This is a genomic window from Synechococcus sp. KORDI-100 (assembly GCF_000737535.1).
Classification (GTDB): Bacteria; Cyanobacteriota; Cyanobacteriia; order PCC-6307; family Cyanobiaceae; genus Parasynechococcus.
The window spans coordinates 553,421-571,096 of sequence record NZ_CP006269.1 but is presented as its reverse complement, the minus strand read 5'-3'; the positions used below and the strand labels follow the sequence as shown (position 1 = coordinate 571,096).

Annotated in this window: 18 protein-coding genes and 1 tRNA gene; 11 read left to right on the top strand and 8 right to left on the bottom strand. The window is 61.5% G+C overall.

Annotation, left to right across the window (positions count from 1 at the left end):
• Positions 1-55 precede the first annotated feature (55 nt).
• A complete protein-coding gene (locus tag KR100_RS02700; protein ID WP_038542982.1) occupies positions 56-1,573 on the top strand; it encodes an NAD(P)/FAD-dependent oxidoreductase in 1,518 nt (505 codons plus the stop codon).
• On the opposite strand, the gene KR100_RS02695 is transcribed toward KR100_RS02700, so the two are convergent.
• Together KR100_RS02695 and KR100_RS02690 are read right to left on the bottom strand one after the other, a co-directional pair.
• Positions 1,513-2,562, bottom strand: a complete 1,050-nt coding sequence (locus tag KR100_RS02695) for an aspartate carbamoyltransferase catalytic subunit (RefSeq protein WP_038542979.1) — start codon at positions 2,560-2,562, stop codon at positions 1,513-1,515. The genes KR100_RS02700 and KR100_RS02695 overlap by 61 nt on opposite strands.
• Positions 2,559-3,299, bottom strand: coding sequence for a DNA-3-methyladenine glycosylase (locus KR100_RS02690; RefSeq protein ID WP_081858848.1), 741 nt, complete (start codon positions 3,297-3,299; stop codon positions 2,559-2,561). The genes KR100_RS02695 and KR100_RS02690 overlap by 4 nt, the downstream gene beginning before the upstream one ends.
• Before the next feature lie 140 nt (positions 3,300-3,439).
• On the opposite strand from KR100_RS02690, the gene KR100_RS02685 reads away from it, so the two are divergent.
• The 4 genes from KR100_RS02685 to gatC are packed head-to-tail and all read left to right on the top strand — an operon-like array spanning position 3,440 to position 5,483.
• Positions 3,440-4,159, top strand: coding sequence for a queuosine precursor transporter (locus KR100_RS02685; protein ID WP_081858847.1), 720 nt, complete (start codon positions 3,440-3,442; stop codon positions 4,157-4,159).
• A 45-nt stretch (positions 4,160-4,204) separates the two neighbouring features.
• Positions 4,205-4,357 (top strand): hypothetical protein, encoded by a 153-nt coding sequence (locus tag KR100_RS15575; protein ID WP_156097881.1) that lies wholly within the window; start codon positions 4,205-4,207, stop codon positions 4,355-4,357.
• A 44-nt stretch (positions 4,358-4,401) separates the two neighbouring features.
• Positions 4,402-5,190 (top strand): creatininase family protein, encoded by a 789-nt coding sequence (locus KR100_RS02680; RefSeq protein WP_038542978.1) that lies wholly within the window; start codon positions 4,402-4,404, stop codon positions 5,188-5,190.
• A complete protein-coding gene (gene gatC / locus KR100_RS02675) occupies positions 5,187-5,483 on the top strand; it encodes an Asp-tRNA(Asn)/Glu-tRNA(Gln) amidotransferase subunit GatC (protein ID WP_038542975.1) in 297 nt (98 codons plus the stop codon). Before KR100_RS02680 ends, gatC begins: the two co-directional genes overlap by 4 nt.
• Before the next feature lie 338 nt (positions 5,484-5,821).
• Here gatC and crtR read toward each other — a convergent pair whose 3' ends face one another.
• Both crtR and KR100_RS02665 read right to left on the bottom strand, forming a co-directional pair.
• Complete coding sequence (crtR, locus tag KR100_RS02670; protein ID WP_038542974.1) at positions 5,822-6,844, bottom strand: beta-carotene hydroxylase; 1,023 nt, start codon at positions 6,842-6,844, stop codon at positions 5,822-5,824.
• Between the two features lie 54 nt (positions 6,845-6,898).
• Positions 6,899-6,980 (bottom strand) — tRNA-Leu (locus KR100_RS02665).
• A gap of 55 nt (positions 6,981-7,035) precedes the next feature.
• Here KR100_RS02665 and KR100_RS16680 point away from each other — a divergent pair.
• Together KR100_RS16680 and ileS are read left to right on the top strand one after the other, a co-directional pair.
• Positions 7,036-7,836, top strand: a complete 801-nt coding sequence (locus KR100_RS16680; RefSeq protein ID WP_239420386.1) for a Ycf66 family protein — start codon at positions 7,036-7,038, stop codon at positions 7,834-7,836.
• Positions 7,837-7,863: 27 nt separating this feature from the next.
• On the top strand, positions 7,864-10,785 hold the full coding sequence (gene ileS / locus KR100_RS02655) for an isoleucine--tRNA ligase (protein ID WP_038542972.1): 2,922 nt from the start codon (positions 7,864-7,866) through the stop codon (positions 10,783-10,785).
• Here ileS and KR100_RS02650 read toward each other — a convergent pair.
• Both KR100_RS02650 and KR100_RS02645 read right to left on the bottom strand, forming a co-directional pair.
• Entirely contained in the window at positions 10,770-11,069 is a 300-nt protein-coding gene (locus tag KR100_RS02650) for a hypothetical protein (RefSeq protein ID WP_038542970.1), read from the bottom strand. The genes ileS and KR100_RS02650 overlap by 16 nt on opposite strands.
• Positions 11,070-11,075: 6 nt before the next feature.
• A complete protein-coding gene (locus tag KR100_RS02645; protein ID WP_038542968.1) occupies positions 11,076-11,687 on the bottom strand; it encodes a DUF3177 family protein in 612 nt (203 codons plus the stop codon).
• Between the two features lie 67 nt (positions 11,688-11,754).
• Between KR100_RS02645 and KR100_RS02640 the strand changes: the two genes are divergently transcribed.
• Genes KR100_RS02640 through KR100_RS02625 form a run of 4 tightly spaced genes read left to right on the top strand, consistent with a single transcriptional unit; the run spans position 11,755 to position 15,969 of the window.
• Complete coding sequence (locus tag KR100_RS02640; protein ID WP_038542967.1) at positions 11,755-13,011, top strand: FIST N-terminal domain-containing protein; 1,257 nt, start codon at positions 11,755-11,757, stop codon at positions 13,009-13,011.
• A 10-nt stretch (positions 13,012-13,021) separates the two neighbouring features.
• Complete coding sequence (gene trmB, locus KR100_RS02635; protein ID WP_038542965.1) at positions 13,022-13,726, top strand: tRNA (guanosine(46)-N7)-methyltransferase TrmB; 705 nt, start codon at positions 13,022-13,024, stop codon at positions 13,724-13,726.
• Between the two features lie 9 nt (positions 13,727-13,735).
• Entirely contained in the window at positions 13,736-15,034 is a 1,299-nt protein-coding gene (locus KR100_RS02630) for an IctB family putative bicarbonate transporter (protein WP_038542963.1), read from the top strand.
• Positions 14,974-15,969: a BadF/BadG/BcrA/BcrD ATPase family protein gene (locus tag KR100_RS02625; protein WP_239420385.1), complete on the top strand. Its 996-nt coding sequence runs from the start codon at positions 14,974-14,976 to the stop codon at positions 15,967-15,969. Before KR100_RS02630 ends, KR100_RS02625 begins: the two co-directional genes overlap by 61 nt.
• Here the strand turns inward: KR100_RS02625 and glmM are convergent.
• A complete protein-coding gene (gene glmM / locus KR100_RS02620; RefSeq protein ID WP_038542959.1) occupies positions 15,956-17,350 on the bottom strand; it encodes a phosphoglucosamine mutase in 1,395 nt (464 codons plus the stop codon). The genes KR100_RS02625 and glmM overlap by 14 nt on opposite strands.
• 106 nt (positions 17,351-17,456) lie before the next feature.
• A complete protein-coding gene (locus KR100_RS02615; RefSeq protein WP_038547730.1) occupies positions 17,457-17,660 on the bottom strand; it encodes a hypothetical protein in 204 nt (67 codons plus the stop codon).
• Between the last annotated feature and the right edge of the window lie 16 nt (positions 17,661-17,676).

The following is a 17,676-nucleotide window of genomic DNA, read 5'->3' as shown; positions in this document are numbered from 1 at the left end:
ACAAATCGGAATGTGATTCATAGCCTGTTGAGACACTGCGTTGATTGGACGCGCCATGGCCGGCGACCATTTCTTTCTCGAGCTCGAACCCCCTGAAGAGCATCTGCGTCGTGCCCCCCACGTGGTGATCGTCGGCGGCGGTTTCGCCGGCGTTCATGCCTGCAAGGCTCTCAAGAAAGCGAATGTCCGCATCAGCCTGATCGACAAACGCAACTTCAATCTCTTCCAACCGCTGCTTTATCAGGTTTCAACAGGCTTGGTCTCGCGCGGGGATGTTGCCACCCCTCTGCGGGAACTGGTTGGTGTTCAACGCAACGTGCAGGTGCTGCTGGGGGAAGTGACCCAGGTGAATCCGGAAGGCAAACAGATCGTCTTTAACGGCAAGGCGCTCAGCTACGACTACCTCGTGCTGGCCACAGGATCAGGCAGCACCTTCTTCGGCCATGAGGACTGGCGGACCTTCGCTCCGCCGATGAAGATTCTCGAACACGCCGAGGAGATCCGGCGCCGGCTGCTGATGGCGATGGAGCAAGCCGAACAGACTCCGGATCCAGAGGCGCGGGAATTTCTTCAGACGGTGGTGATCGTTGGTGCTGGACCGAGCGGCTGCGAAATGGCAGGAGCCGTCTCGGAGCTCATGCGCTGGGCGATGGAGAACGCCTTCAAGCAGCTCGATCCGAACAAGACTCGAATCGTGATGGTGGACCCTGGCGACCGCGTGCTGCGGGCCATGCCGGAGATGCTCTCCAAGGCAGCTCTGAAATCCCTGCAGAGCGACGGCGTCGAATTCCTGCCGAAGGGTCGCGTGCAGACCATGCGTCCCGGCGAGGTGATCGTTGGCACCCCGGATGGAGACGTTCGAATCCAGGCAGCCACGGTGATCTGGACAGCTGGTGTGCGCGCTTCCCATCTGGGCACAAAACTCAGCGAAACCACCGGATGCGAGGTGGACCGGGGAGGTCGTGTTGTGGTGGAACCGGATTTCTCGATTCCAAACCATCCTGAGATTCGCGTCGCCGGGGACCTGAGCAGCTACAGCCACACCAGCAACGGCAAACCTCTGCCTGGCATGGCTGCACCCGCCAAGCAAGCGGGGACCTTCATCGGCAAGGACATCGCCGCCATCGTCGCTGAACGTTCACGCCCAACCTTCGATTACTTCGATTTCGGCAGCATGGCGGTTCTGGATCGAGCAACGGCCATTGCCGATCTGCGGGGCTTGAAGTTTGCCGGAGGTATCGGCTGGCTGCTCTGGGCGTTCGTTCACCTGGTGCTGATTCCTGGATGGGAAAACAGGATTTCCCTGTCGATCAAATGGATCTTTGCGCTGTTCACCCAACAACGCGCCTCGATGTTGCTGACCGGCATGCCCAGTCAGCATCTCGCCCTTGACGCCGCCGACGCCCACTTCCCGATGCAGGCCGGAGAAGGACCATCCATCGCTTCACCCGATGCCGCTCTGAGTGCAGCCATGGACTACTACTCCCATCAACTCACGGGGCATCCGCAACCTCAGGAACTACTGGACACCAGCGATGGCTCAGCCGCTGATTCAGCAGCAGCCATCAAATAAAGAAGAGCCATCCTGATTGGGACGCCGTTGCGGACCTGCTCTTCCACAAGGCAGATCGAGGGATCATCGAGCACATCACTGGCCATTTCCACACCTCGGTTCACAGGGCCGGGGTGCAACACCGGCACGCTCTTGCCACAGAGCTGCAGACGGTCCCGACTCAGGCCGTAGTCGCGGTGGTAGCGATAGAGATCCGTGAGCCGCTGCTGGCTCATGCGTTCCTTCTGCAGGCGCAGGGTCATCACGGCGTCCGCCCCGGGAAGTGCCTTGTCTAGCCGTCTCTTCACCACGATCCGACCACGCTTCTCGATGGGATCGGAAGGCTGCCCCGGTGGAGGCCCATCCACGAAACTCTCAAAAGCCTGCGGCAACAAACTCGGCGGGCCGCAAAGCACAACATCCGCACCACAGGCCGTTAGGGCCCAGAGATTGGAACGCGCCACCCGCGAATGCAGGATGTCTCCAACAATCACGATTCTTTTACCCTCAAGGACCCCAGGTCGGGGTTGGGCAGGGTCGAACTGGCGAGCCAGGGTGTAGAGATCGAGCAATCCCTGACTGGGATGACTGTGCAAACCGTCACCGCCATTGAGGATTACTGTGCGGTCTCCGGACTGCTCGAGTGCTGCCGCCAGTTGCTGCGGCACCCCTGTGGAACGGTGCCGAACCACCAGCACATCGGCCCCCATGGCGACATAGGTGCGTGCCGTATCGAGCACACTCTCCCCTTTGCTCAGGGAACTGCTCGACGGAGAGAAACTCTGCACATCCGCGGACAGACGTTTGGCCGCCAGCTCAAAGCTGCTGCGGGTTCGTGTACTCGGCTCAAAGAACAGGTTGGCCACCAATCGTCCCTGCAAGGCAGGTAGTCGACGCACGCCGGTGACGGGAAGAGAGCGGAAACGCTGCGCCAGCTCCAACACAGCGGCGTAGTCCTGCCACGAGAAGGCGGCCAGATCAAGGATATGGCGATGATTCCAGCCGCTCATTTCACTTCAAGATCTGCTGGACACAAGGCATCTGCAGGGGTTGGCTTGCGATCACCTTTGGCGCGCCGGCTGACACTGCGGCTGCTCTTGAGATACCAACGCAGAGGCAACTCTTCTCCCTGGGAGATTCCGATCCGCGTCGTGGTCACAAGTGTGGGGCAGGCGAGGGACGCCGGCCTAGGAGCCAGCCACACATCATTCTCACCAGTAACGGCGAGAGTGTCATGTTGTCGGTCCAAACCAAAACGACGCGCCAGCAAACCAGGCCCTGCTGCGATCCTTTCCGGTTCCTCAGGCAGGGCGACTGCTCTGAGCAACACACCATTGGCCCAGTTTTCTCGATCGGTCACCACATTCACGCAGTGGTGGATGCCATAGCTCACATACACATAAAAGCGCCCTGGTTCACCGAACAGGGTTTCGTTCTGCGGTGAGCGGCGCCGGTAACCGTGGCAGGCGGGTTCGTCCTGGGAATACGCCTCCGTTTCCACAATCACGCCCCAGAGCAGGCGTCCATCGCCCTGACGTTTCACCAACCTGCAGCCCACCAAGTCTGGTCCCACCACCTCTGCAGGACGGCAGAAGAAGGATTTGGGTAAAGCGGAGAAATCCTTGGCGAGCACTACCAACAGCACATTTCGGCTCAATCCTTTCGCAATCAAAGACTGACGGCTGTTGCACCTCAGCGTGATGTGAAACGAAGAGCCCTGCGGAAGCTGGCGTGGTGAGCGGAGCATGGCATAGGCGGCTCTTGGATTTTGATTTCATGTTTTGACCTTGCAGGGGACATTTGTTTCGGAAGTGGCGCAACAGCCCATGGTGATGACAGTCCGTCGTCGCTTGGCCAGGCTTGAACCAGCCTGGATGTGACACAGCCATGAGCAGCAGCCTCCAGGCCCGGCGCGATGGAGTGTTCCTGGTGCTTGCCGGCCTGTTTCTCGGCACCCTGGGGATGCTCAACATCCTTGGCCTGACACGCTTTCTGCAATTGGGGACGATCGGAAGTTGGCCGATCGTTGTCGCTGTTGGAGCTCTCCCGTATCCGATCACCTTCTTGTGCACCGATCTGATCAGTGAGCTCTGGGGTGAACAGAAAGCCAATCAACTGGTGTGGGTGGGTCTTCTTCTCAATGGTTGGGTGTTTCTGATCCTGTGGTTAGGGGGACTGCTGCCGGCCATGCCGGGGAGCTCAGAGACCACCTTCCGCACGATTCAAGCTCTGAGCTTCGGATCGATTGGAGCCTCAATGGTGGCGTATCTCACCGCCCAGTTCGTCGATGTGCGGCTGTTCCACTTCTGGAAAGCACTCACAAACGGCGAGGCTCTCTGGCTGCGCAACAACGGCTCCACGCTGGTGAGTCAGCTCGTGGACACCAGCGCCGTCGTGCTGATCAGCCATTACGGGGCCCACGTGCTGCCGGTGCGAGTCGACGATCCTGTGCTTCCGCAGCTGGCCAGCTTCATCGCCAGCGGCTATCTGTTCAAAGTGCTGGCCGCCTTGGCTGACACCCTGCCCTTCATCTGGCTCACAGGTTGGTTGCGTCGATGGCTGAATGTCCCGGGAGATGGCGCGGAACTGTCAGCGGAATCCACCTGATGGGCTGCAAGAAGGTTGTAAGTCCGCCAAGCTGACGTCATCAACGTGCTCAGCATGGACGCCGCTCTCTCCGGCTTCAATCTCGGAACCGTGCTGCTCGGCAGCATCGTGCTCTTCCCACTCGCCTGCCTCTTCTTCGGAACACGCGGCGGCTACTACAACACTGATCAATACGACGGCAACGGTACGGCTCACTGATCGAGGCCGAGCCGAGCGATCATCAAACCAATGCCAAGCCAGCGATGACCGCCAGCTACCCAGGCCCCGCCAATACACCTGAAGACATCCGGCTTGCCCTGCGCAGCTGGCCCGAGGTGGAGGCCTACCTCGAGACCTGCAAAGGCGTGATCATCCCGCTTGGATCCACCGAACAACACGGACCAACGGGGGCGATTGGCACCGACGCCCTCACCGCCGAGGCCATCGCCCTTGAGGTCGGTCGTCGGACCGGTGTTCTTGTGACACCAGCTCAAGCCTTCGGCATGGCTGAGCATCACCTTGGCTTCGCGGGAACCATGAGCCTTCAACCCGCCACCTTGCTGGCTGTGCTGCACGATCTTGTTCTCTCCCTGGCCCGCCATGGCTTTGAGCGGGTGTTTGTGATCAACGGTCACGGCGGCAACATCGCCACCACCCGAGCAGCGTTCGCCCAGGCCCATGGCACGGCCGCCAGCCGCGACCTGCCCGTGGCTTCAAAGCTGCGCTGCCGTCTGTCCAACTGGTTCATGGCCGGACCGGTGATGCGTGAAGCCCGCGATCTCTATGGCGACAAGGAAGGCCATCACGCCACCCCCAGCGAGATCGCCGTGACTCTTCAGCTGGAGCCCACTCTGATCAGCAAGCAGCGTCCCTTACCGGATCCAGCTCCCGCGGGACCGATTCATGGCCCGGACGATTTCCGCCGGCGACATCCGGATGGACGCATGGGATCACACCCCTCGTTAGCGACAGCGGAACAGGGAGCCTCATTGATCGAGACCGCCGCCTCGGCTTTGAGCGAGGATCTCTGCAGTTTTCTCAGCGAGGCATGAGCCGCATCACTGCCGATGACGTCCGCAAGGTGGCGAAGCTGGCGCGCCTCGACCTGCCGGAGGAGAAGATCACCACCTTCACCGGGCAGCTGGAATCGATCCTGGATTACGTCAGCCAGCTCGAGGCCGTCGACACCACCGATGTGCCCGCCACCACCCGCGCTGTGGAAGTGGTGAATGTCACCCGGGAAGACGGCGTCACCCCGACTCAAGTGCGCGAAGAGATTCTCAATCAAGCCCCTCAACGGGAGCAGGATTTCTACCGCGTTCCCAAGATCCTTGCCGATCAATAAGCAGGACCATCAGCAATGAAGTCTGGCCGGATGAGAAGAGAATCAATCATCAATCCCAGACTCATTTCAAACAGTGGATGGCCTTAGAAGACAATCAAACCACCATGAGCACCTTGACCGAGACGACCAAGACAAAAACGATTGCCCAAAACGAGCACAATTCAATGCCTTATAAGAACAGCTAGAATGTCTAAAGATATTGAATGAAATAGACAATTAATACCTTTAATTTGATCAATCAGTAGTTGGCATATCAGCTAGCATCAAGTTCCTGCTGATGGGGTAACTTTTTACTGGGTCGGATTAACGCCATACTCCTTCATTCTGAACGTTCTGGATCAGGATCTAAGCCTTGCGGGACTGACCGCCGTTCGCTGCAAAAGAGCAATCCAGCCACGTCGCAGCCGCGCTCCAGGCAACACTTTGGCAACCCGTCGCATGCGACTTCTCCGGGCTTTATGGCTGCGAACCCCGACAAGAATGTCATACAGAAAATTAAAGCCGTCGGAGCGCGTTTCAAAAATTCCAAGACGTTGGGGCGATCCCTTGGAATCGAGCAACGGCTTTGTTGCTTCATAGGCTGGCTTGTACTCAAACCAGGGAATCGAGGGCCAAAGGTGATGCACAAGGTGATAATTCTGACCCATGATCAACCAATTCATCACACGGCCTGGATAAACCCGAGCATTCCGCCAGCGGCTTCTTGAAAGAAATGGACGATGGGGGAGGTAGTCGAAAAACAAACCAAGAGTGACGCCCACCATCAGAGCAGGTGCAAACCAGCAATTGAAAATGAACGGGAGAAAATCAAAGCGCGCAGCAGCGAGAACAATCGCCACAAAAACGCTGCGCTCAAAACCCCATTGCAGCAATTCCCAGCGCTTCCAGAGCCGTCGCTGAAAGAAAAACCACTCGTGGTAGAAAAATCGAGGCGCAATCAGCCAGAGGGGACCGAAGGTGCTGACGATGTGATCAGGATCGTTTTTCGGATCATTCACATTGGCGTGGTGCTGGAGATGCACCCGTGTGAACACAGGAAAACTGAATCCCAGCAACAATGCGGAGCCATGGCCCATCGCCTGATTCAGCCAACGGTTGGGATGGGCAGCGTTGTGGCAGGCGTCGTGGATGACGGTTCCCTCAAGATGCAGAGCCAAAAAGCCTGAGACCAAAAGCAGGGGGAGGGGCCAACCGCCAACGAACCAGCCCCAGATGGTGACCCCGGCCAGGACATATCCCCCGATGAACAATCCAACCGTTGGATTCCATGCATCCGGGGGGTCAATGAAACCGCTCAGCACAGAACGCAGCGACTCCATCGCCAGACGCGGCTGCTGAGCCGATGCAGGTGCCTGGGTCATCTGGTCAGGAGCCAACAATTCCGAAACAATCCGTTGCCAAGTTAGGGAAGGAGATGCCCACCGGGGGACTTGAACCCCCACAGCCATGGCCACTGGTACCTAAAACCAGCGCGTCTACCAATTCCGCCAGGTGGGCACTGATCCGACTTTAGGGATCGGATCACAATGGAATCAATCTCGAGGAGGTGGCGATGCTGGCCACGCTTAGCGGCGATGTCTGCCTGCTGTTCGGCCTGGCGCTGCTGTTGTTACCCCTGCTGGCGGTCGAGCTGAGTCGTCCTCGCGATGGGGTTTGGGGTGCCGTGGTGCTGCTGCTCGGCCTCGTGCTGGTGACAAGCAGTGACCGTTTGCGGGGCGCTCCGATGCTGGCTGTGCTCTGCGGAAGCCTGCTGGTCAGCCGCCTCAGCGCCGAAGTGGGCCAGGCCCGCTGGAGGGCTCTCGACGATGACGAGCGGCAGCGACTTGGATCTCCTGAGTACTGGCTGACAGGTCTCAAGCAGCTGGGCGCTGCAGTAACGAGCCTGACCCAGGGATTGAGCGGAGCCGCCAAACAACTCAAACCCGCTGCCAAGACAGGCGTGTCTGGGAAGAAATGGGTGCGTCCTGACACCAACACCGCCAACGAGCTGCCGTCGTCCGACGCAACAGAAACAATTGCCACGGCAACGGACATGGCTGATCAGAACAGCGAGGCGGCCAATCTCCCCGAGACAATGCCAGTGGCTGAGCCGGAAACCGTGGCTGAGCCGGAAACCGTGGCTGAGCCGGAAACCGTGGCTGAGCCGGAAACCGTGGCTGAGCCGGAAACCGTGGCTGAGCCGGAAACCGTGGCTGAGCCGGAAACCGTGGCTGAGCCGGAAACCGTGGCTGAGCCGGAAACCGTGGCTGAGCAAGAGACAGCGGAGGAGCCAAAACCTGCAGCTGAATCGACCGCAATCGCAGATCCAGAATCAGTGGCTGACGCAAAAGCAGTCGCTGGGCCTGAAGACTGATAATCCCCAAGTCACATCAAGGCCCCTGTGAGCAAGCAGACGCGAGACGCCGCGGAGCAACGTCCCTCCTACAAGGACACGCTCAACCTGCTGCAGACAGGCTTCGGCATGCGTGCCAACGCAATCAAACGAGAACCTGAACTTCAGTCCTTCTGGAAGGACAACGGACTTGATTTCAGGCTGGGCCTGAACAACAGCGGTGAGGTGTTTACGCTGCACGACGGCCCGCCCTACGCCAATGGGGCACTGCACATGGGCCATGCACTCAACAAAGTGCTGAAGGATGTGATCAACAAGTTCCAGGTGCTGCGTGGACGCCGTGTGCGCTATGTGCCGGGCTGGGACTGCCACGGCCTGCCGATCGAACTGAAGGTGCTGCAGTCGATGGATCAGGAGCAGCGCAAGGCCCTGACCCCGATCAAGCTGCGCAAAAAGGCTGCCGCCTACGCGCGCAAGCAGGTGGATGGCCAGATGAAAGGCTTTCAGCGCTGGGGCATCTGGGCCGACTGGGAGCAGCCCTATCTCACCCTGCAGAAGGAGTACGAATCCGCCCAGATCCGGGTATTCGGGGACATGGTGCTCAAGGGGCACATCTACCGGGGCCTGAAGCCGGTGCACTGGAGCCCCAGCTCACGCACAGCACTGGCCGAGGCCGAACTGGAGTACCCGGACGGCCACACCAGTCCAAGCGTCTACGCCGCCTTTCCGGCGGTGGAGCTGCCGGCACTCCTAAGGGATGCGCTCGAGAGTGATGGCCTTGAGCTACCCACCGAGGCGGACGCCCTCGGCGAAGCGCTGCAGGTGGCGATCTGGACGACAACACCCTGGACCCTGCCCGCCAACCTGGCCGTGTCCGTGAACGACCGCCTGGAGTACGCCTTTGCTGATGACGGCAGCGGTCGGCTCCTGCTGGTTGCTGCTGAGCTGGTCGAGGCACTCACCACAACGCTGAACCTTCCACTCACCGTTCGAACAACAGTGAAAGGAGCCCTGCTGGCTGGTCTGATCTACCGCCACCCGCTGCTGGATCGCACCAGTCCAGTGGTGATCGGCGGTGACTACATCACCACCGAATCCGGCACGGGCCTTGTGCACACCGCGCCTGGCCACGGCGTCGACGATTTCCATACGGGCCAGAAGAACGACCTGCCGGTGCTCTGCCCAGTGGACGAAGCCGGCACCCTCACCGACGAAGCCGGGCCGTTTGCCGGCCTGAACGTGCTCAAGGATGCCAACCCCGCCATCATCGAGGCGCTCGTTGCCGCCGGTGCCTTGCTCAAGCAGGAGGCCTATGGCCACCGCTACCCCTACGACTGGCGCACCAAGAAACCCACGATCTTCCGAGCCACAGAGCAGTGGTTCGCCTCCGTGGAAGGGTTCCGCCAACAGGCACTTGATGCAATCAGCCAGGTGGAGTGGACCCCCGCCTCCGGTCGCAACCGGATCGAATCAATGGTGAAGGAGCGCGGCGACTGGTGCATCTCCCGTCAGCGCACCTGGGGCGTGCCGATCCCAGTCTTCTATCACCGCAGCAACAGCGAGGTGCTGCTGAACGCCGACACCCTGGATCACATCCAGGGACTGATTGCCGAACACGGTGCCGACATCTGGTGGGAAAAGGACGAAACGGATCTGCTGCCGCCCGCCTATGCCGACCAGGCCGACCAGTGGCGCAAGGGCACCGACACCATGGATGTGTGGTTCGACTCCGGCTCGAGCTGGGCCGCTGTCGCCAGTCAGCGTGACAACCTCAGCTATCCCGCCGACCTCTACCTGGAGGGATCCGACCAGCACCGCGGCTGGTTCCAGAGCTCCCTGCTCACCTCGGTCGCCGTCAATGGCCACGCCCCTTACAAACGGGTGCTCACCCATGGCTTCGCCCTGGATGAAAAAGGCCGAAAGATGAGTAAATCCCTCGGCAACGTGGTCGACCCGATGGTGATCATCGAGGGGGGCAAGAACCAGAAGCAGGAACCGCCCTACGGCGCCGATGTGCTGCGGCTCTGGGTGAGCTCGGTGGACTACTCCGCCGACGTGCCGATCGGAGCAGGGATCCTGCGCCAGCTTGCGGATGTCTACCGCAAGGTGCGCAACACCAGCCGCTACCTGCTGGGCAACCTGCACGACTTCAATCCTGCAACCGACGCCATCCAGGTCGCGGAACTGCCGTTGCTCGACCGCTGGATGCTGCAGCGAACAGCCGAGGTGATGGACGACATCACAGAGGCCTTTGAAAGCTTCGAGTTCTTCCGCTTCTTCCAGCTGCTGCAGAACTTCTGCGTCACCGATCTGTCGAACTTTTATCTCGACATTGCCAAGGATCGTCTCTACGTCAGCGCACCAGCAGATCCGCGGCGGCGCAGCTGTCAGACCGTCATGGCCCTGATCATTGAGCGCCTCGCTGGTCTGATCGCTCCGGTGCTTTGCCACATGGCAGAAGACATCTGGCAGAACCTTCCCTACCCCGTGGAGGAGACGTCCGTGTTCAGACGCGGCTGGCCATCGGTCCCGGAGAACTGGCGCGACCCCAGCCTGATCGAACCGATGCAGCAACTTCGACTGCTTCGGACCTCGGTCAACCGGGTGATGGAAGGCTGCCGTAGCCGACAGGAACTCGGAGCCTCCCTGGAGGCCGCGGTGCGAATCGAAGCCCGTGATCCAGGGCTTCAGTCAGCCTTGGCCTGGCTGAGCGATCATGGCCACAGCGATGTGGATGGCCTGCGCGACTGGTTGCTGGTGTCCCAGCTGCAACTGGGGGGTGAACCCTGGGCGGAGGTGCTGGCCAGTGACCAGGAGGACAGCGCTCTGATCGAAGTCGCCCGAGCCCGCGGCAGCAAATGTGAACGCTGCTGGCACTACGAGAATGATCTGGGTCAGCATCCAGAACATCCTCATCTCTGTGGCCGCTGTGTTGCAGTGCTGGAGCGCCGGGTTCACCAGATGGCCTGAGCCAGCAACTGCTCCGGCGTCATCGGCCCGAGCAGAACCTTGACCTGAGAGGGCTGAAGCGGTCCCTCAAGGAGCTCGGCGTTGTCGAGCACCACCGGCATCCGCAGCACGGGCGCATCAGGATCAAACGATGTGGGATGGGTGGTGCTGCTGCTGAATCCCCGGAAAATCAGTAGTTCGCACGGTTCGTCGTCGACCGTGCCGGTAAGACGCACGACACGATTGGGAGATTGACGACTGCGCTCCTCCAGCGCCCGCAGCAGATCCGTCAGCGTTGTGGTCATCGCTTCTTAAAACCCGCCGGCCACCCGACCCTGGCGTGGCAGACGCACAAGCAGCCATTGAAGAAGTCCCGCCAGATACGCCACTAGTGCGACATAGCCGATGAAGGCGGCAACGGCCTCCGTCCACTGACCGCCGAACACGAAGTCAAAAACTGTTTCCACCACACCGTGAACCCCCTGCGGAGCCTCCAACCAGGCCTTGCAGTCGCTCGTCGTGCCCTGCTGCATGCAGCCAAGAGCCGTGGCATTCATGGCGGCACACACCAGGGCGAACCCACTCAGAGCCCATCGCCACAACCGCACACAGAGAGAGAGGGGCCGCCAGGGCGGCAGATCCTCCAGTTCTTCGTTGAGATCGACCCAGAACCAAACCGAAACGAGCATCAGCAGCGGAGCCACCATTGCCGTCAGGTATCCCAGAGGCCGCTGATCGGTCAGCAACAGCATGCTGATCCCCATCAGGCTCGCCACTTTCCAGTACAGCGACAGCAGACGCACCACCGAGGCCTCACGGCGCATAGATGACCAGATCAGGAGCACAAGCGGAAGTCCCAGCGCGAAGACGGCTGCCAGTCGATAGGTCAACCAGACCAGCGCGCGATAGGACAGCTCGTTCACTCAGTCGGTACAAGTTGGCGTCATTATCAACGCCCCCTCCGCCGTCAAGGTTGATAGGGTCCCACTCATGGCGTCGTTCTCCCCCCTCGACTGGTTCCGGGCGGCATCGGCGACGCCGATCTGTCGGACCGCCCTGTCCTCAAGACCCTCCCTGGATGAGGCCGTTCAGGACGTTGTCACCAGTTTTGGTCGTCACAGCGAAGCGGATCTTGCCCTGGTTTTCGTCGACACGAGCTACGCCAGCGATCTTCCTCGTTTGCTGCCGCTGCTTCGCCAGCGCCTGAAGGCCAGCAAGTGGCTTGGATGCGCCGGTGGCGGGGTGATCGGCACCACTGAACGCGGGGTCGCCACCGAGCTCGAGCAAACCCCAGCCCTGAGTGTGTCATTGCTCAACCTGCCGGGTGCTGAGATCCAGACGCAGGCCCTGAACACCAACGCCCTCCCCGATCTGGACGGACCAGCTTTGCGGTGGCAGGAATGGACGGGGATTGATCCAGACCATTGCCGCAGCCAGATCGTGCTGATTGATCCCACCAGCAGCGGCATCAATGATCTGATCAGCGGTCTGGACTATGCCTACCCCGATGCGGTTCGCATCGGCGGGATCGCAGGACCACACAACGCTCCCCACGGATCACTGCTCATCGATGATGGTGTCGTCGCCGGCGCTGTGGTCTGCTCCATCGGAGGGGACTGGACGATGGATGCCGTGGTGGCCCAGGGGTGTCGTCCAATCGGCCCGGTGTTCGCCATCGAGCAGGTTCAGCGCAATGTTCTGCTGGAACTGAGCGAAGGCGACCGCAGGGCGAGCCCCGTGGCCTGCCTGCAACGGGTGCTGGCAGATCTGAATGAACAGGAGCGCGAGAAGGTTCGCCACTCGCTGTTCCTCGGCATCGAACGCCGTGAACTCAAACTCGGTCCGGACGGCACCAACACAGCTACAGGGGCGTTTCTGGTTCGCAATTTGATCGGTGTGGATCCCAGCAATGGCGCCGTTGCCGTGGCTGAACGGGTTCGCCCGGGCCAGAACGTGCAGTTCCATCTGCGGGAAGCCGATGCCTCCCGGCAGGAGGCCCTGCAGCTCCTGCGTTCGGCGGCCGATCACCCCGCTCCGGCCCAGTTCGGCTTGCTGATGGCCTGCCTCGGACGAGGCAACGGCCTGTTCGGAGCCCCCAACGGTGATGTCTCGCTGGCCAGGCAGGTGATGCCGGAACTTCCGGTTGCCGGAACCTTCTGCAATGGCGAAATCGGACCGGTTGGCGGAGCAACCCATCTGCACGGCTACACAGCCTGCTGGGGTCTGCTCCGGCACGATCCGTCCTGAACAAGAAGCCTTGCGTCAGCACGTCAATCCGCTCAGTCGCTTCTTTCAGCTGCCGCTGCAGCTACCAGCGCCCTGCGACCTGTTCGAGAAACCCCTGCAGCCGATCCATCTCGACATCGGCTGCGCCAGAGGCCGCTGTCTGCTGGGTCTGGCGCAACGGAATCCGCACTGGAACCACCTCGGCGTCGAGATCCGCCGGCCACTGGTGATCTCCGCGGACCGTGACGCTCTGGCAAGCGGGCTCGGCAACGTCCGCGTGCTGTTCTGCAACGCCAACATCAGCCTCGAAGGATGGATGGCATCCTTGCCGCCCGATCAACTGCAACGGGTCTCGATTCAGTTCCCTGACCCATGGTTCAAGCGGCGCCACCGCAAACGGAGGGTGCTTCAACCGGCTCTGCTGCTGGCCATCGCAGCTGCTCTGCAGCCAGGCCGTGAGTTTTTCATCCAGAGCGATGTGCTTGAGGTGATCACTCCGATGGTGAATCTCACCGAACTCTGCGGCTGTTTCAGTCGACCGGCAGGCGATGCAAGACCATGGCGCGCCGACAATCCCTTGCAGGTGCCAACGGAACGGGAGAGCTACACATCCGAACAGCAGCTTCCTGTGTACCGGGTGCTGTATCAACGCAATCACAAGGAACGACCAGACCTGTCCGAGCTGGAACGTCGCTGGCAGGCGATTGATAATCCCGCAGAAACCGTCAGCCCCTAACCCTGAGCGATGGCCGTTCCACTGCTGCTGCGCTGGCAGGGAGTGCTGCACCCTAACCCCGATGTTGTTCGCCGTCTTGAGTGGCTCGCTGGAGGACTCCTGACACTCCTGCTCGCCGGCCTCCCCTTCTTCACGCGTGCCGGTCTGACGCTGCTGATCGCTGCGACAGGGGGCCTCTGGCTGCTGTGGTCACTGGTCTCCCCACCTGATCGCATTCGTCCCATCGGGGGCTGGCTCCTGCTGTTTCTCGGCATCGCCGCTCTAGCCACAGGCTTCTCCCCGGTGCCATCCGCCGCGGCCAAAGGCTTGATCAAATTGCTGGGGTACCTGGGGGTTTACGGCCTGGCCAGCAAACTGCTGCTGTGCAACAGCCGCTGGTGGGATCGATTGCTGGCTGGTCTGCTGTGCGGAGGCCTTGCCAGCAGTGTGCTGGCCTTGCGACAGCTGTACGGCAACTCTGAAGAGCTGGCCCGCTGGGCAGATCCGAATTCGATCACTGAGGGAACCATCCGCATCTACGGACCCCTGGGAAATCCGAATCTGCTGGCGGGCTATCTGCTCGCCCTGCTGCCGCTCGCTGCCCTCGCCGTGCTGCGCTGGCAGGGGTGGGGGCGCCGGGTGTTTGCCATCTCCACCCTGGGGCTGGCGGGAAGCTCGATCGTGCTCACCTACAGCCGAGGTGGCTGGGTCGGTCTGATGGTGGGCATGGCGGTGCTGATTCTGCTGCTGCTACTGCGCAGCACCCGTGAATGGCCAGCCCTATGGCGACGACTGGTTCCTCTGCTGATCCTGCTGCTGGGAGCAGCGTTATTGGCCATCGCCGTCACCAAACTGGAACCGATCCGCACCCGTGTGAGCAGCCTGCTGGCGGGACGAGGTGACAGCTCCAACAATTTCCGAATCAACGTCTGGCTGGCATCCATTGAAATGATCCAGGACCGTCCCTGGATCGGAATCGGCCCTGGCAACAATGCGTTCAACAGCATCTACCCGCTGTACCAGCAGCCCAAGTTCAACGCCCTCAGCGCCTATTCATTACCCCTGGAAATCCTGGTTGAAACAGGCATCGCTGGGCTGATCGCCTGTCTGGGATTGCTTCAGAGCAGCGTTCGCCTGGGACTCCAGGGCTTGCGCATCAATGAACCTGCCGCAGGCACTGCCCTTGCCAGCCTGGCGGCGATCGCCGGTCTGCTGGGGCAGGGCATCGCCGACACCATTTTCTTCCGTCCGGAAGTGCAGATCATCGGTTGGTTCTGCCTGGCGACGCTGACGAGCCTTCCCTCAGACGAGAGGACAAGCCTGTGCTGATCGCCGGATTCGACGCAGGTCAGACAGGCACCCGCTGCCGAATCAGCCGCAGCGAGCTTGGGCAGCTGCACCGTCTCGGCTCAGGCGCGGGGCCCGGTGTCAGCCATCTCGATGCCCAGCAGGGGGAACAACGGTTCCGACGTGCAGTGCAGGACAGCGTTTCAGCAGCTCTTGTCTCCGCTGGAGTGAATCGCGACGATCTCCTTGCCGCCGCAATCGGCGCCAGCGGCATCGAGCAGGGAACCGAGCTGCAAGGGCGCGCTGCCGCCCTGCTGGCGGAGGAACTGGGACTGCCGCAGTCGCAGGTTGTCGCGACGGGGGATGAACGCACCGCCCTGCGCGGAGCCTTCCCTGAGCAGGCCGGGATCGTGCTGATCAGCGGCACGGGCATGATCTGCGTTGGCCGTGATGGCTCTGGCAGAGAACATCGCTGCGCGGGTTGGGGATGGTTGCTGGATGGCGCCGGCTCTGCCTTTGACATCGGCCATCAGGGCCTGCAGCTCAGCTTGCGGATGGCCGATGGTCGACTTGCAGACCATTCATTCCGACAACGGCTGTGGCAGGAGCTGGGATGTGACAGCAGCGCCGCCATCAAGGCGTGCGTCGTTCAGCAGGAGTTCGGCCCCGCCGCGTTCGCCAGGCTGGCGCCACTGGTGGCGGCGGCTGCCGCTGAGGGCCTGGACCCTGCGCAGCAGATTCTCAACCGCTCAGCAGCCTCGCTGGCTGAAGCCTTCAAGGGTGTTGCCACTGCCCTGAACCTGAATCGACCGAACGTCGTTGGTCATGGTGGTGCGTTTGCCCACCTGCCACCGTTCCGGGCTGCCGTGGAGAACGCTGTGGCACAGGCCATTCCAGCGGCATCCTGGTGTGATCCCCACGGTGATGCCTGTGATGGAGCGCTGCACCTGGCTCTGGACAGGCTCAGGCCGCGTTGAGGTGCTGATCGGCCACGGATGCCAGTCGGGTGGTCCAGGTCTCCACATCCTGCGGATCCGCGGCTTCCACCATCACCCGCAGCACTGGCTCGGTTCCGCTGGCTCTCACCAGCACCCGGCCGCTCTCCCCCATCGCATCCTCAGCGGTCCGCAAGGCATCGACGAGCGGGGAGCAGCTGGTCCAACCCTTGCGACGACCCCGATCGGGAACCGTCACATTGACCAGTCTCTGAGGGAAGGCCTCAAAGCTGCGATTCAGCCAGTCACAGAGGCTGATTCCCTGGTCGTGGCAGAGGGTGGCAAGCTGCAGCGCCGTGAGCAAGCCGTCTCCACACAAGCCATGGGACGCGGCAAGGATGTGACCGGATTGCTCGCCACCGAGGGCTGCTCCGCTCGACACCATCGCAGCGTGCACGTGCTGGTCTCCGACCGGGGTGCGCTCAAGCAGGCCGCCACGCCGCTGCCAGGCACGCTCGAATCCGAGGTTGGACATCACCGTCGCCACAAGCCGCTGATCCGGAAGAGCCTGACGCTCCTGCAGCACGGATCCCCACAGGAACAGCACGTGGTCGCCGTCCACGACGCGACCGCGACCATCGACCGCAAGCATGCGGTCAGCATCGCCATCGAAGGCGAAGCCCATCGCAGCACCGCGCTCCACAACGGCCTGCCGAAGCGGCTCAAGCTGCGTGGAACCGCAGTCGACATTGATGCGCTGCCCATCGGGCTCACCGTGCAGAACGGTTAGGTCGGCCCCCAGGGCCTGAAACACCTCCGCTCCGCAGGCTGTGGCGGACCCCCAGCAGAGATCCAGAACGATGGGGACGCCATCAAGGCGGTGGTTGCCGACGGAGGCGATGAGGCAGTCGCGATAAAACGACAGCAGATCATGGCGCTGAAGCGATGGACCACAGCAGAGATCAGGGGTTCCGGTGGCGTCCAGATCGCCGCGAAGCCCCTGTTCGATCAAGGCCTGATGCTGAGCATCAAGCTTGGCGCCATCGGCACCGAACACCTTGATTCCGTTGTCCTGCGGCGGGTTATGGCTGGCAGACACCATCAGGCCACCCGACGCGCCCAGCTGACGGATCAGCAGGGGAACCGCAGGGGTGGGGCAGAGGCCAAGCGTCCAGACCTCGCGGCCAGCCGCCGTGAGTCCGGCCGTCAGGGCTGAAGCCAGCATCGAGCCGCTGCTACGGGAATCCATCCCGATCAGGATCACACCATCCTTTGGCAGGATCCGCCCACACCAATATCCAATCTGAAGGCAGAGCGCAGGGGTGAGGACCTCGCCCACCCTGCCGCGGATGCCATCGGTTCCAAACCCTGGAACAGCAGCCCCAAGTGACGGGCCGATCGGAGACAGAACTCCTTGAACCATGGGTCTCATTCGTGGACTGCAGCTTAAAAGCCTTGCCCCGTCTGAGAAACCCGCAGGGGACAGGTCACGCTCCGCCCGTTCACTGGACCCTGATGCATGCCCCGAGTCATCGCCAGCGATGGGGAAACCAGCAGAGACGGATCAGCTCAAGACCCGCCCAGGCGAAGAGAACCGCCACGATCCAGCCCGGCCAGCCCTGCAGTGGCCACAGCCAGCGCAGGCCCCAGACCAGCAATGCGATGCCGACCAGCACAAGCGCCCGCCAGCGCTGCCAGCGGCCAGGACGGGCAACGGATCGATTGGACGACATCGCCGGGCCCAATGGC